We start from the raw sequence: 12,773 nt of genomic DNA on the forward strand, positions 1-12,773 counted from the left end.
GTGGCCTCCCCGTTCCACCGCACGATGCGGTCGCTCGAGCTCGAGCGCGGCGCGCGGACCTGGCTCCGCCTCGCCGCGACCCTCGCCGTCCTCGGCGCCTGGGCGGCCTGGATGCACGCGGCGCGCGTGTCGGTCTACGCCACGACCGCGAAGGCGCGCCTGGAGGTCAGCCGGATGGCGCACCGCGTGGCCGCCGCCGAGGCCGGGCGCGTGGCGGTCGTCCGGGTCGAGCTCGGGCGCGACGTGGCGCCGGGCGAGGTGCTCGTCGAGCTCGACGCGTCCGTCGAGGAGAAGCGCCTGGAGGAGGAGCGCACGCGGGTGGCCGTGCTCGCGCCGAAGCTCGAGGCGCTGCGGCGCCAGATCGCCGTCGAGGAGGAGGTGCGCGCGTTGCAGGAGAAGCTCTCCGACGCGTCGATCGCGCGCGCCCGGATCGACCTGCGCCAGCGCGACCTCTCCGCCGCGCACGGCGAGGAGCTCCGCGCCATCTCCGAGCGGCTGCACGACGAGCGGCTCGCGTCGACCGCCGATCACCTGGACGCGAAGACCCGCGCCGCCGACGAGCTCCTCAAGGCCGAGGGGGCGCGCGCCGATCTCCACCGGCTGTCGGTCGCGCGGCGCCACGACGAGCGGCAGGCGGCGGCCCACCTCGCCGAGCTCGAGCGCGCGCTCGGCGACCTCGTGGCCGAGCAGCGGGCGGCCGAGGCCGCGGTCCACACGGCGCTCGCCCAGATCGAGCGGCGCAAGATCCGCGCGCCCATCGCGGGCAAGCTCGGCAACATCGCCGCGCTCCAGGCGGGCGACGTGCTCAAGCCCGGCGACCTCGTGGCGACGGTCGTCCCGGGCGAGGACGTGCACGCGGTCGCGCTCTTCGCGCCGTCCGACGCGGTCGGGCGCGTCGTCCCCGGCCAGAAGGCGCGGATGCGCCTCGACGGGTTCGCGTGGACGCAGTTCGGCATGCTCGAGGGCGAGGTCTCCCACGTCGCCAGCGAGCCGTTCGACGGCGCCATCCGCGTCGAGCTCCTCGTGCGGCCGGACAGCGCCGCGTCGATCCCGGTGCAGCACGGGATGCCGGGGACCACCGAGGTCGAGGTGGAGCGCGTCTCCCCGTGGACGCTCCTCCTGCGCGCCGTGGCGCCGGGAGGCCCGCGATGAAGCGCGCCTTCCTCGTCCCCGAGGTGCTGCAGACGTCGCTCATGGACTGCGGCCCCGCCGCGCTCAAGGCGGTGCTCCAGGGGTTCGGCGTGGAGGTGCACTACGAGTGGCTGCGCGACCGCTGCCAGACCGACGTCGACGGGACGTCGATCGACGCGCTCGCCGCGCTCGGGCAGGAGCTCGGGCTCGCGACGGCCGAAATGGTGGTCCCGCACGACAGCTTCCTCCTGCCCGAGGCCGACTGCCTGCCCGCGATCGTGGTCAAGCGCGGCGCGGGCGACGCGCTCCACTTCCTCGTCGTCTGGCGCCGGCTCGGGCCGTTCGTGCAGATCCTCGACCCGAGCAGCGGGCGCCGCTGGGTGCGCGCGGAGCGCTTCCTGGAGGACATGCCGCACTTCCCGATCCCGATCTCGATCGAGCGGTTCCGGCGGTGGGCGTCGTCCGAGGACGCGCTCGCCCCGCTCCGCGCGAAGCTGCGGGCGCTGGGCGCGCGCGGGGAGGCGCTCATCGCGCGCGCCGACGCCGACCCGGGGTGGCGCTCGTTCGCGGCGCTCGACGCCGCCGTGCGGATGGCCGCGCGCCTCGTCCGGGGCGGCGCGATCGCGCGCGGGGGCGAGGCGCAGCGCGTGCTCGAGGGCGTCTTCGACCGCGCGCTCGCCGGGGAGGCGGGCGCCATCCCGAAGGGGTTCTTCTGGGCCACGGAGGGCAAGGCGCCGGGCAAGCTCCTCGTGCACGGCGCCGTCATCGTCCACGTCGCCGCCCGCGCCCCCGCGCCCGCCGGCGCCCCCGCCGGCGCCGCGGGCCCGGCCGCGCCGCCCCCGCCGAGCTACCGCGGCAGCGCCGCGCCGGCGGCCCCGCCGGTCGAGCAGGCGCCGCGCGCGGTCGCGGCCGCGGTGCTCCCGGCGCCCGTCCGCCGCGAGCTCGAGCGGCCCACGCCGTCGCCCGCGCGCCTCTTCCTGTCGATGCTCCGCGCCGACGCGGGCCGGGCCCTCGCCCTGGTCGGGGTGGCCCTCGCGGCGAGCGCGGCGATCGCCGCGATCGACGTTGTCGTCCTGCGCGGGCTGTTCGACGCCGTGAAGCACGTCACCGTCGAATACCAGCGCGCGCTCGGCCTCCTCGCCCTCGTCGCGTTCGCCGCCGGGGCCCTCCTGCTCGAGCTGTTCGCGGCCCACGCCGTCTCGCGCCTCGGGCGCGCCCTCGAGGTGCGCTTCCGGGCCGCCTTCCTCGAGAAGCTGCCGCGGCTCGAGGACCGCTACCTGCGCAGCCGGCCCACCTCGGACATGACCGCGCGCGGCCACGCGATGCACCTGATGCGCGAGGCGCCGGCGCTCTTCTCGCGCATCGCGCGCGCGGCGCTGTCGTTCGTCGCGACGCTCGTCGGCGTCCTCTGGCTCTACCCGGGCGGCGCGTGGCTCTCGCTCGTCGCGGCGGCGGTCGCGCTCGCGGCCCCGTACCTCGCGCGCAGGCCGCTCGTCGAGAGCCTCATGCGCCTGCGCACGCACGCCGCGTCGCTCGAGCGGTTCTACCTCGACGCGCTGCTCGGCGCGGTGCCCATCCGCGTCCACGGCGCCGAGCGCGCGGTGCGGCGCGAGCACGAGGCGCTGCTCGTCGAGTGGGCGCGGACCGGCCGCCTCGCGCACGCCCAGGCCACCGCCATGCAGGCCGTCCAGGGGCTCGCGAGCACCGCCGTGGCGGTCGCGATCGTCGGCGGCTACGTCGCCTCCGGCGGCCCGCCCGCGGCGCTGCTCCTGCTCGTGTTCTGGTCGCTGCGGCTCCCCGTCGTGGCGCAGGAGCTCGTCGCCGCGCTCGTCGGCTGGAAGAACGTGCGCAACGCCTCCGTGCGCCTCTTCGCGCCGCTCGCGGCCCCGGAGATGGACCTCCCCCGCGCGCCCGCCCCCGAGGACGGAGGCGCCGCCGCGCCGGGCGCCGCGTCGATCGATCTCCGCGGCGTCAGCGTCCAGGCCGGGGGGCACACGCTCCTGTCCGACGTCTCGCTGAGCCTCGCGGCGGGGTCGCACGTCGCCATCGTCGGCACGTCCGGCGCGGGGAAGTCGTCGCTGCTCTCGCTCTTGCTCGGGTGGCTCCGGGCGTCCCGGGGGGAGGTGCTCGTCGACGGGCAGCCGTTCGACGACGCGGCGGTCGCGCGCCTGCGCCGCGCGACGGCGTGGGTCGACCCGGCCGTCCAGCTCTGGAACCGCACGCTCCTCGAGAACATCACCTTCGGCCACGCCGGCGACGCCCTCGCGCGCGTGCCCCTCGCGATGAGCCAGGCCGATCTCACCGGCGTGCTCGAGACCCTGCCCGACGGCCTCCTCTCGGCCATCGGCGAGGGGGGCGCGCGGCTGTCGGGCGGGCAGGGGCAGCGCGTCCGCCTCGCGCGGGCGCTGATGAAGGCCGACGCGCGCCTCGTGCTCCTCGACGAGCCGTTCCGCGGGCTCGAGCGCGAGCGGCGCCGGGCGCTCCTCGCCCGCGCGCGCGAGCGCTGGGCGCGCGCGACGCTGGTGTTCGTCAGCCACGACGTGATGGACACGCTCGGCTTCGATCGCGTGCTCGTGGTCGAGGGGGGCAGGGTGGTGGAGGACGGCGCGCCGCGCGCCCTCATGGACGACCCGCGGAGCCGCTACCGCGCGCTCGCCGAGGCGGACGCGCGGGCGCGCGACGAGGTCTGGTCGAAGGGGCGCTTCCGGAGCGCGATCATGGAGAGCGGCCGGCTCACCGAGGGGGCAGCATGAAGGCGACGGACACGAGCTCGAACGAGGCCGCGCCGGCGGCGGCGGCGCTGGCCGAGGTGGCGTGGCAGCCCTCCGCGCTCGGGCACGCGATGAGCGCGCTCACGGCCGCGTGCGGGCTCGCGAGCGGCGCGGCGCCGTCGCCCGGCGCGCCGCCGGACGGCGACCCCACCGCGTGGATCGAGGCGTACGCGGGCTGCATGGGCATCGAGGCGGAGGCGGTCCAGTCGAGCTTCGCCGACCTGCCGCGCGCCATCGCGTCGCTCGGCCCCGCGATCGTCCGCCTCGATCGCGGCTACCTCGCGGTGGTCTCCGCGGACCGCCGGGGCCTCTCGGTGTTGACGCCGGCGCTCACGCGGGCGCGGATCCCGCTGGAGGCCGTGCGCCGGGCGCTCTCCGCCCACCTCGAGGACCGCCCCGCGTCGCACGTCGACAAGTGGCTCGCCGCCGCGCAGATCCCGCCGCGGCGCGCCGCGCGGGCGCGCGCCGAGCTCCTCGCCCAGCTCGTCGCGGACCGCCCCATCGAGGGCATGTGGCTGCTCCGCCCCGATCCCGGATCGAGCTTCCGGCGCCTGCTCTCGATGCGCGGCGCGCTCCGCCGCGGCGCGCTCTTCCTCGCCGCCGCCGCCGCGCAGATCGCCCTCGGCGTGCTCGCCTGGTGGCTGATCGGCGCGGGCGCACTCGACGGCGCCGTGCAGCCCGGCTGGCTGCTCGCGTGGGTGCTCCTGTCGCTCTCGGCCATCCTCGTGCAGCTGTTCGCCTCCTGGACGGGCGGGCTGCTCACGATCGACGTCGCCGCGCTCCTCAAGCAGCGCCTGCTCTGCGGCGCGCTCCGCCTCGATCCGGCCGCGATCCGCGCGCGCGGCTCGGGCGAGCTCCTCGCCATGGTCTCCGAGTCCGAGGCCGTCGAGACCGCGGGCCTCGGCGGCGCGCTCGGCGCGGTCGTCGCGCTCGTGCAGCTCGCGAGCGCCGCGCTGGTCCTCTCCGCCGGCGCAGGCGGCGGCCTCCACGTCGCGCTGCTCGCTGGGTGGACGGCCTCCGTGGCGCTGCTCGCCCGCCGGTTCGCCGGGCGGCGGGCGGCGTGGACGCGCGAGCGGTTCGCGATCACGAGCGGCTTCGTCGAGAACGTCGTCGGCCACCGCACGCGCGTCGCCCAGCAGGCCCCGCACCTCCATCACGTGGAGGAGGACGCGGTGCTCGAGCGCTACCACGCCGCCTCGCGCGCGATGGACCGCGTGGGCGATCTCCTCGCGTCGCTCCCGGCGCGCGGGTGGCTCGCGCTCGGGCTGCTCGGCCTCGTCCCTGCGGTCCTCGCGGGGGTGAGCGTCGGCCCGCTCGTGGTCGCCACGGGCGGCATCCTGCAGGCGCAGGCGGCGTTCGCGACGCTGGCGACGAGCCTCGGCGCGCTCCTCTCCGCCGCCGTCTCGTGGCGCTCGATCGCGCGGCTCTTCGCGGCGGCCGAGGCCCGCGAGCCGCCCGGGATCCCGCAGGCCGTGCTCGGGCGCCCCGCGGCGTCGGACGTCGTGCTCGAGGCGCGGGGCGTCTCGTTCCGCTACGGCGGGGAGCGCGCCGAGCCCGTCCTGCGCGACTGCGGCCTGGTCCTCGCGAAGGGCGACCGGCTGCTGCTCGAGGGGCGCTCCGGGGGCGGCAAGTCGACGCTCGCGGCGGTGCTCAGCGGCCTCCACGCCCCGTCGTCGGGCCTCGTGCTCCTCCGCGGCCTCGATCGGCGGACGCTGGGCGGGGCCGCGTGGCGCAGCCGCGTCGCGAGCGCGCCGCAGTTCCACGACAACCACGTGCTCTCGGGGACGCTCGCGTTCAACCTGCTGATGGGCCGCGCGTGGCCTGCGTCGCCGGAGGACCGGCGGGAGGCGGAGCTCGTGTGCCGCAAGCTCGGCCTGGGCCCGCTGCTCGACCGCATGCCGTCGGGGCTCGATCAGGTCGTCGGCGAGACGGGCTGGCAGCTGTCGCACGGCGAGCGGAGCCGGCTGTTCCTGGCGCGCGCGCTGCTCCAGCGCGCGGATGCCGTCATCCTCGACGAGAGCTTCGGCGCGCTGGATCCGCTCACGGCCCGCGAGTGCGTGGGCGCCGTGCTCGAGCGTGCCCCGGCGCTGGTCGTCATCGCGCACCCCTGACCAGCCATGCAGTAAGAGGAGAGACCGCAAGGGCGCAAGGGGCGCAAGGGAACAGAGATGGAATTGTATTCATCTCTTCCCCTTGCGCCCCTAGCGCCCTTGCGGTCCTCTTCCCATGAATCTTCAACGTGATCGGCGTTGTAGGGGCAACAAACGGGTCGAATCCGCCGGCCTCTCTCGCGTGCCAAACGCGAAAGGCCCGCCGCTGCTCCTCGCAGCGCGGGCCTCCGCGGTCGTGTCGTCAGGCTCGAGGGGCCGGTCGCCGCTGGATGCGGCCCCCGGCCCCTCGCGGGCGGTTCAGCAGCAGCAGCCGGGCGGACAGGTGCAGACGGCCGGCCCCACGCCAGCCTGGAGCTCCGTGGGGACCTCCACCGTCAGGCGCGCAGGGCGCTCCTCGATGGTCTCCTGCTTCGTCTCGACCTCGACCTCGACCTTGATCTGCTCGTTCATGGTGATTGCTCCGTAGCTGGGTTGGTTATTTCGGTTGCGGACTCGTCGTCCCGCGACATGGGCTATTGCAGCGGCCGTGCCACCGCGGTCTCTGCGCGGCAAAGGCCGCTGTTTTCGCGTCACGAGGGCCTGTTTTCGCAGGGCGGCGGCCTCCGTTGAGCAACCCGTTTCCCAATTGGGGAAGCGCGTCGGGAATCGATGTTCCCTCGAGGTGCGCAGGGCCCCCCAAGCGCGGCGCGCGGAGGCGGGCACGGAACTGGCAACGAGCCATGGGCGATGGACACATCCATGATCCCCGAGCTGCTCTCGTTCCGTGCGCCGTGGCTCGAAGAGAAGCTGGTCAAGGACCGGATGGCTTCTTCCTGCGAGGAGGCGGCGCGGCTCTTCGACGAGGTGAAGAAGTACATCTTCGTCTGCAGGGCGGACCGGACCCGGCAAGTCCCCATGTTCTCCCGGAGGATCGACGAGGTCTGGCACCAGTTCGTGCTCTTCACCGAGGAGTACGCGGCGTTCGGCCACCGCTTCTTCGGCGAGTTCGTGCACCACACCGCCAACACCGCCCCTCGCGGCGAGCTCGGCGCGCGCCCCGAGATGACCTTCGACGCGTACCGCGCCGAGTACGAGGCGCTCTTCGGGCCCATCTCCCCGGCGTGGAGGGACGAGCTCGCCGTGACGCCCGACACGCGCCTCATCCGCGTCAAGTTCGGCCGGCCCATCTTCGTGCGGGTCGAGGAGGGGAGGGCGGATCTCGTGTGGTCGCTGGAGCCGCCGCGCGTCCTCCTGCGCATCGACGCGTGGGCGAAGGACGCCCTGCAGTTCATCGTCGACTGCGATCACTTCTACGTCCGCGAGCTCCCCGGCCTCGACGACCCGGAGCGCGTGGCGCTCTGCCGTCCGCTCGTGAAGGGCGATTTCCTCCGGATCGCGCCATGAGGCTCGCCGAGCTCACCGCCCTCTTCGGGCAGCTCGAATTCCCGCGGTCCGACGGCCACGCCCGCCCGCCGCGCGATCACGTGCGCGCGATCGAGGGCGCGGTCCGGGCCGGGCTCTCGGACGACGAGCTCCCGCTGGAGCTCCTCGCGCTCGAGATCGAGCGCCGGGACGGCGCGCCCGAGCTCGCGCCGTTCCACGTGGTCCCCGAGGTCGGCGTCCGCGTCGCGTTCGCGTACTGGCGGCCCGGGCGCGCGGCCGGCGCGCACGAGCACTCGGACTGGACGGTCACGGCGGTGCTCCACAACGCGCTCGACGTCGCGACCTTCGACTGGGACGCGACGGCCCGCGCGCGGCGGCTCGTGCCGAAGCGCCTGTTCTCCGCGGAGGCGGGCCGGGTCGGCCACATCTACGGGCCGTGCATCCACGATCCGCGCAACCCGACCGCGCGCTGGTCGATCTCGCTGCACCTGTTCGGCCCGAGCGACGGCCCGGTGCTCGAGGCGCAGGTGGGCCCCGTCGAGGGGCTGACCCCGGCGGCGCCGCGGCCCGCCGCCGCGGACGACGCGCTCTCGGCGGCGCTCCTCGCGCACGAGCGGGAGTGCGTCCGCCGGGCGCAGGTCGACGCCCTCGCGCATCGCGGCCCGCGGGCCGCCGCGCTCCTCGCGCGCCTCCACGCCCGCGGCGACGCCGGCACCCGCGCGCGCGCCGCCCGCGCGCTCGGCCGGCCCGAGGAGCTCGACGCGCGCGCCGCGCTCGTGCGCCGCTGGCCGGGCGTGGACCTCGACGTGGTCCGGATCGCGGGCCGCGCCGAGCTCCGCGCGCGCTGCGGCGAGCGCGCGCAGCTCCTCGTGCGGGTCGAGGCGTGGGCCGAGCCCGCGCTCCGCGCGCTCGCGGCGGCGCGCGAGCTCAGGCCCCGCGACATCCCCGGTCTGGCCGAGGCGGAGCAGCTCGCGCTGGCCCGAGCGCTCGTCGACTGGGGGACGTTTCAGCCCTTCGCAGCCCAGGAGAACTGACCATGCAACCGATGCAAACCGATGTGGTGACGGCGAGCGCGCGCAGGCGGCCCGATCTCTTTGCCTACCGGGCGCAGTTCGTCATCGACAAGCTGCTCATGAACAAGACCGTGGCCACCGAGCGCGAGGCGGAGGCGCTGTTCCGCGAGCTCGCGCGCTATCTCTGGCTCGTCGAGTCCGATCGCACCCGCGGTTACCCGATGTTCTCGCTGCGCGTCGACGAGGCCTGGCACCAGTTCGTCCTCTTCACGATCGAGTACGCCGAGTTCTGCCAGCGCTTCTTCGGTCGCTTCCTGCACCACGCCCCGGCCAACGCGCCTGTCGCGCACGCGGTCCCGGAGGCGACGTGGGACGAGTTCGCGGCCGCGTACAGCACCCTTTACGGCGAGCCGCCGCCCGAGGTGTGGAACGACGCGGCGTCGGTGTGCGGCCCGCGGCGCGTGATCCGCGATCGCGAGGTGTCGGTCCGGCTGAGCGGCGGCAAGGCGGAGCTCGTCGACGGCGACGCGGTGCTCGTGCGCGTCGACGCCTGGGGCGAGCCCGCGCTGCGGTTCATCGCCCGGCACGGCATCTTCTACGTGCGCGAGCTCCCCGGGCTCGACCTGGACGACCGGATCGCCCTCTGCCGGGCGCTCGTGGCCTCGGGGACGCTCCGGGTCGCCCCATAATCCCGCGCCGTCGCGCCGCGAGGAGCGGCGCTGCTTCGTGGGCCCTCGCCGGGCCTACCGACCGCGCCGCCGCGGTGCGGCTTTCGAGGGCGTTGCCAGTTCACGCGCGAGGCGCGCGACGGCCGCCCAGTCGATCGGCGCCACCATCCTCGGCGCGGGGGCGGGCGAAGCCGTGTTCTCCCACATGTCCTTCGTGCCGAAGAGCTTCTCGACGACCGCCGGATCCTCGTCCCACGTGACGGGCACGAGGTCGTCGAGGCACGTCGTATCGACGGGGGCCTCGGGATCCGCGATGAACTTCGCCATCATCTGCGTGCCGCAGGGCGCCGCACCGGCGGTCTTCACGGGGGACTCGAACGTGACCACGTGCGGGCTCCAGGGCACCGCCACGAACGTCTGGTGGGGCGCGGTCAGCCTGTCGGCCGCAAGCTCCGCCAGGCCGATGGGCGTCTGCGGGTCGAGCAGGCCGTTCATCGCCAGGATGGGCACGGAGGAGCGCGGCCATTCGCTCCAGAACGGGTCGTGCGGATACCGCGGCCAGGCATCGTAGAGCTGGCCGATCTCCAGCGCCGCCCCCGGGCAGAAGCGCTGCGCATCGCAGCGCGCCTGGAGCTCGGCCGAGGTCGGGGCCGGGTCCTCCCACATCTCGGAGAGGGCCACGTGCGTCCCAAGGACGACCGAGCGCCGCGGCTCGCCGCCGTCGGCCTGCGAGGAGGAACCGCTCAGCGCCTGCATGTAGTGGCCGACCACCTGCACGTCGCCCGCGTCGCAGCGGTCGATGCGGTAAGCGAGCGGCAAGAGGTGCGTCCGCACGCTGCGCAGCTGCGCGAATGCCGGGACGATCGACGCGAACAGCGCGGCGTCGATGCCGAGCTGCGAGCAGTGCCCCTCCGTGAGCTTGCCGAAGAGCGCGTCGAGCTTCGCCCAGGGATCGGGCCCGAGCTTCGCCCCGCAGACCGGATCGGCGGCGCAGATCGCGGACAGCTCCTTCACCACGGGGTCGAACTGCGTATCGTACAAGGACAGGTACTGCGCGCCCGGCGATGCGATCGAGTCGAGGATCACGGCGTCGACCGCCTCGGGGTATTTCTGCAAGAAGCGCAGCGCGCGCGCCGTCCCGTACGAGGCGCCGAAAAGGATCACCTTCTTGCCGTGCTCGCGCGTCAGATCGAGGAGGCGCGCGAGATCGTCGGCGTCGGCCGACGTCGTGAAGTGCGCGAGATCGTCGCCCCACTGCGTCTTCAACGCCTGGATGCAGGCGGGCCACTCGCTCGCGCTGATGTCCGCCCCGTCCTCCGAGCTCGGGTCCTCCTGGACCGGGCATCCGAGGCGGCTCGAGAGCCCCACGCCGCGGTGCTCGAGCACGTACCAGTCCACATCGGGCATCACGCGCTCCCATAGCTGCTCGATGAAGCCCGTGAACATGTTGCCGGAGTCGCCGGGGCCGCCTTGCAGGAGCCAGACCTGCGCCTTCGCCGCGCCGCCCGGCGCGAGGTGGCGCGCTACGAAGACGGGCAGCGTCTCTCCGTCAGGCTTCGATGGATCGAGCGGCAGCGCGACCGTGGCGCACTCGGAGATGAAGTCGTCTGGGCAGCTTCCCCATTCGACCGCCGAGCTGCCGCCCGAGGCTCCATCGCCGTTCGTGCCAGGGCTGGCCTGGTCATCGCCGCCGGGGCAGCCCGCGGCGAACGCCGTGAACCCGAGCACCACGGGGAGGAGCCCCACCCGAAGGACAGTCTGTGTGATCATCTTCGTTACCCTCGCAATCACCGGAACGGACAAAGGCTGAACGGCGCGAGGTCTGCGGTGGCGATGACCATGGCGCCGGCGGCGTCGACGAGCGTGCGGACGTCGAGCGCCGTGCTGTGTGTTCCCGCTCGGCCTGGATCTGTTCAACGAAAGGGAGCTCGGCGCCGCAGGCACGTGCAGCGGTCCGCGGCGCGCCATATTTCTGCGGGATCGTGCGACATCGACGAGATCGTAGAGACCGTTGAACGGAACCAAGCCGAGAGGGAACACACGGACATGGCACTCAACAAGCTCTCGATTCCGCTCTTCTGCATGGCATCTCTCGTCGCGGGTTGCCCGCGCGACTCTCCCGAGGAGGGCGACGCGACGTACGACAAGCTGCTCCAGGAGGGGGTGGACAGGATTCAAGCGAGCGGCATCGTCGCCGTGCATGCGGAGATGCTCGAAGGCGACCGACGGATCCGCGCCCGGAGCGGCGTGGCGCAGCTCGACGGCGAGACGCCGGTCGACTTCGACAGCTACTTCCGGATGGGCAGCAACACCAAGACGTTCGTCGCCGTCGTCGTGCTGCAGCTCGCCGGCGAGGGCGCGCTGTCGCTGGACGACACGGTCGAGCAGTGGCTGCCCGGCGTCGTGTCGGGCAACGGCAATGACGGCTCGCTGATCACGATCCGCCAGCTACTTCAGCACACGAGCGGCCTCTATGACTACATCGGTCCGGCCGATCCGGACGGCCCGGATCCGCGGCCGTCCCTGGCCGTGCTGCGCTCCGCCGACGAGTACATGCAGCATCGGCTCGACCACATGGACGCGGAAGAGCTCGTGGCGCTCGCCCTGCAACACAAGCCGAGCTTCGATCCGGGGACGCAGTGGGACTACTCCAACACGAACTACGTGCTCGCCGGCATGATCATCGAGCGTGCCACCGGAAACCGCTGGAGCGAGGAGGTCGAGGCGCGCATCCTCGATCCGCTCGGCCTCGACCACACGTTCGATCCCGGCGATGCGCCTGATCTGCCTGCCCCGCACGCCGTGGCGTACCAGCAGTACGAGGTCGGCGGGCCGCTCGTCGACGTCACGATCGCGAACCATACCATGGCCGGCGCCGCCGGCTCCCTCGTCACGACCACCGCGGATCTCGCGAAGTTCTGGCGGGCGCTGACCGAAGGATCGCTGCTCGATCCGGAGCAGATGGCGGAGCTCCACGAGACGGTCCCGGCGCCTGCCTTCGACCCGATCGCGCCCGGCACCGATTATGGCCTCGGCATCATGTGGATCCCGACCAGCTGCGGTGGAGGGTACTGGAGCCACGCCGGAGGCACGCTCGGGTACTCGACCCGGAACGCCGCCAGCGACGACGGCTCTCGCGTCGTCGTGATGTCGCTGTCGACGTCGACCGACGACCCCGAGGCCTCGTACGCCACGACCATCGACACCTTCAAGATCATCGATCAGCTCATGTGCGCCGATTGAGCGTGGGCCCGGCGCGGGAGGCGCGGCCGCTCGAGACGCGCCTCGTCGGCGTCCGCCGCCAGCTCACGGTGCTCCTGGTCGCCCTGCTGCGCGCCAAGAGGGTCCCTGCCCGGGCGCGCTGCGGCTTCGCCGGCCATTTCACGCCCGGCAACATCGTGGACGACCGCCTCAGTCGCCTGGCGCGACAGGGGCAAGGAGCGAGGTGTCGATGCGCAGGGCGCGCGCCGTGTAGATCGCCGTCAGCGCCCTGGAGATCGCGGTGGTGGGCATGAACATCGACGGCAAGCCCGACCTCGCCGTCGCGAACCGGGTCAGCGAAGACGTGAGCGTGCTCATCAATACCTGCCTCCCGTAGCGCCGAGCGCGCGATCGACCCAGGCGAGCTGGTCTAGCTCCACCCACCAGGAGTCGGGCCAGAGATCCAGAGAGAGTTCAGCGCAAAGGCGCAAAGGCGCAAAAAAGATTTGTAGTTTT

The 12,773-nt window shown here is 73.8% G+C and carries 10 protein-coding genes; 7 read left to right on the forward strand and 3 right to left on the reverse strand.

Annotated features, from left to right (window positions below):
• Genes WMF33_RS16105 through WMF33_RS16115 form a run of 3 tightly spaced genes read left to right on the forward strand, consistent with a single transcriptional unit; the run spans position 1 to position 6,013 of the window.
• Complete coding sequence (locus tag WMF33_RS16105; RefSeq protein WP_437337960.1) at positions 1-1,152, forward strand: HlyD family secretion protein; 1,152 nt, start codon at positions 1-3, stop codon at positions 1,150-1,152.
• Positions 1,149-3,884: an ATP-binding cassette domain-containing protein gene (locus tag WMF33_RS16110; RefSeq protein ID WP_437337961.1), complete on the forward strand. Its 2,736-nt coding sequence runs from the start codon at positions 1,149-1,151 to the stop codon at positions 3,882-3,884. The genes WMF33_RS16105 and WMF33_RS16110 overlap by 4 nt, the downstream gene beginning before the upstream one ends.
• The gene (locus WMF33_RS16115; protein WP_437337962.1) at positions 3,881-6,013 is read left to right on the forward strand and encodes an ATP-binding cassette domain-containing protein; all 2,133 of its coding nucleotides are present in this window, start codon (positions 3,881-3,883) and stop codon (positions 6,011-6,013) included. The genes WMF33_RS16110 and WMF33_RS16115 overlap by 4 nt, the downstream gene beginning before the upstream one ends.
• A 297-nt stretch (positions 6,014-6,310) precedes the next feature.
• Here the strand turns inward: WMF33_RS16115 and WMF33_RS16120 are convergent, their stop codons facing one another.
• Positions 6,311-6,463, reverse strand: a complete 153-nt coding sequence (locus WMF33_RS16120; RefSeq protein ID WP_437337963.1) for a hypothetical protein — start codon at positions 6,461-6,463, stop codon at positions 6,311-6,313.
• A gap of 276 nt (positions 6,464-6,739) precedes the next feature.
• Between WMF33_RS16120 and WMF33_RS16125 the strand changes: the two genes are divergently transcribed.
• The 3 genes from WMF33_RS16125 to WMF33_RS16135 are packed head-to-tail and all read left to right on the forward strand — an operon-like array spanning position 6,740 to position 9,077.
• Positions 6,740-7,396 (forward strand): hypothetical protein, encoded by a 657-nt coding sequence (locus tag WMF33_RS16125; protein ID WP_437337964.1) that lies wholly within the window; start codon positions 6,740-6,742, stop codon positions 7,394-7,396.
• Positions 7,393-8,409 (forward strand): hypothetical protein, encoded by a 1,017-nt coding sequence (locus WMF33_RS16130; protein WP_437337965.1) that lies wholly within the window; start codon positions 7,393-7,395, stop codon positions 8,407-8,409. Before WMF33_RS16125 ends, WMF33_RS16130 begins: the two co-directional genes overlap by 4 nt.
• A 2-nt stretch (positions 8,410-8,411) precedes the next feature.
• The gene (locus WMF33_RS16135; protein WP_437337966.1) at positions 8,412-9,077 is read left to right on the forward strand and encodes a glycine-rich domain-containing protein; all 666 of its coding nucleotides are present in this window, start codon (positions 8,412-8,414) and stop codon (positions 9,075-9,077) included.
• 54 nt (positions 9,078-9,131) lie between these two features.
• On the opposite strand, the gene WMF33_RS16140 is transcribed toward WMF33_RS16135, so the two are convergent.
• A complete protein-coding gene (locus tag WMF33_RS16140; protein ID WP_437337967.1) occupies positions 9,132-10,826 on the reverse strand; it encodes an alpha/beta hydrolase in 1,695 nt (564 codons plus the stop codon).
• A gap of 276 nt (positions 10,827-11,102) precedes the next feature.
• Here WMF33_RS16140 and WMF33_RS16145 point away from each other — a divergent pair, with 276 nt between their 5' ends.
• Positions 11,103-12,299, forward strand: a complete 1,197-nt coding sequence (locus WMF33_RS16145) for a serine hydrolase domain-containing protein (RefSeq protein WP_437337968.1) — start codon at positions 11,103-11,105, stop codon at positions 12,297-12,299.
• A 168-nt stretch (positions 12,300-12,467) separates the two neighbouring features.
• Here the strand turns inward: WMF33_RS16145 and WMF33_RS16150 are convergent, their stop codons facing one another.
• Complete coding sequence (locus WMF33_RS16150; protein ID WP_437337969.1) at positions 12,468-12,635, reverse strand: hypothetical protein; 168 nt, start codon at positions 12,633-12,635, stop codon at positions 12,468-12,470.
• Between the last annotated feature and the right edge of the window lie 138 nt (positions 12,636-12,773).

Origin of the sequence: Sorangium sp. So ce394, from assembly GCF_051474665.1 — a bacterium.
Taxonomy (GTDB): Bacteria; Myxococcota_A; Polyangia; order Polyangiales; family Polyangiaceae; genus Sorangium; species Sorangium cellulosum_D.

What these genes read in the sequence shown, in the direction of transcription:
- WMF33_RS16145 (WP_437337968.1), top strand. Translation starts at nt 11,103, where the DNA reads ATGGCACTCAACAAGCTCTCGATTCCGCTCTTCTGCATGGCATCTCTC.
- WMF33_RS16135 (WP_437337966.1), top strand. Translation starts at nt 8,412, where the DNA reads ATGCAACCGATGCAAACCGATGTGGTGACGGCGAGCGCGCGCAGGCGG.
- WMF33_RS16150 (WP_437337969.1), bottom strand. Translation starts at nt 12,635, where the DNA reads ATGAGCACGCTCACGTCTTCGCTGACCCGGTTCGCGACGGCGAGGTCG.
- WMF33_RS16120 (WP_437337963.1), bottom strand. Translation starts at nt 6,463, where the DNA reads ATGAACGAGCAGATCAAGGTCGAGGTCGAGGTCGAGACGAAGCAGGAG.
- WMF33_RS16110 (WP_437337961.1), top strand. Translation starts at nt 1,149, where the DNA reads ATGAAGCGCGCCTTCCTCGTCCCCGAGGTGCTGCAGACGTCGCTCATG.
- WMF33_RS16130 (WP_437337965.1), top strand. Translation starts at nt 7,393, where the DNA reads ATGAGGCTCGCCGAGCTCACCGCCCTCTTCGGGCAGCTCGAATTCCCG.
- WMF33_RS16140 (WP_437337967.1), bottom strand. Translation starts at nt 10,826, where the DNA reads ATGATCACACAGACTGTCCTTCGGGTGGGGCTCCTCCCCGTGGTGCTC.
- WMF33_RS16115 (WP_437337962.1), top strand. Translation starts at nt 3,881, where the DNA reads ATGAAGGCGACGGACACGAGCTCGAACGAGGCCGCGCCGGCGGCGGCG.
- WMF33_RS16125 (WP_437337964.1), top strand. Translation starts at nt 6,740, where the DNA reads ATGGACACATCCATGATCCCCGAGCTGCTCTCGTTCCGTGCGCCGTGG.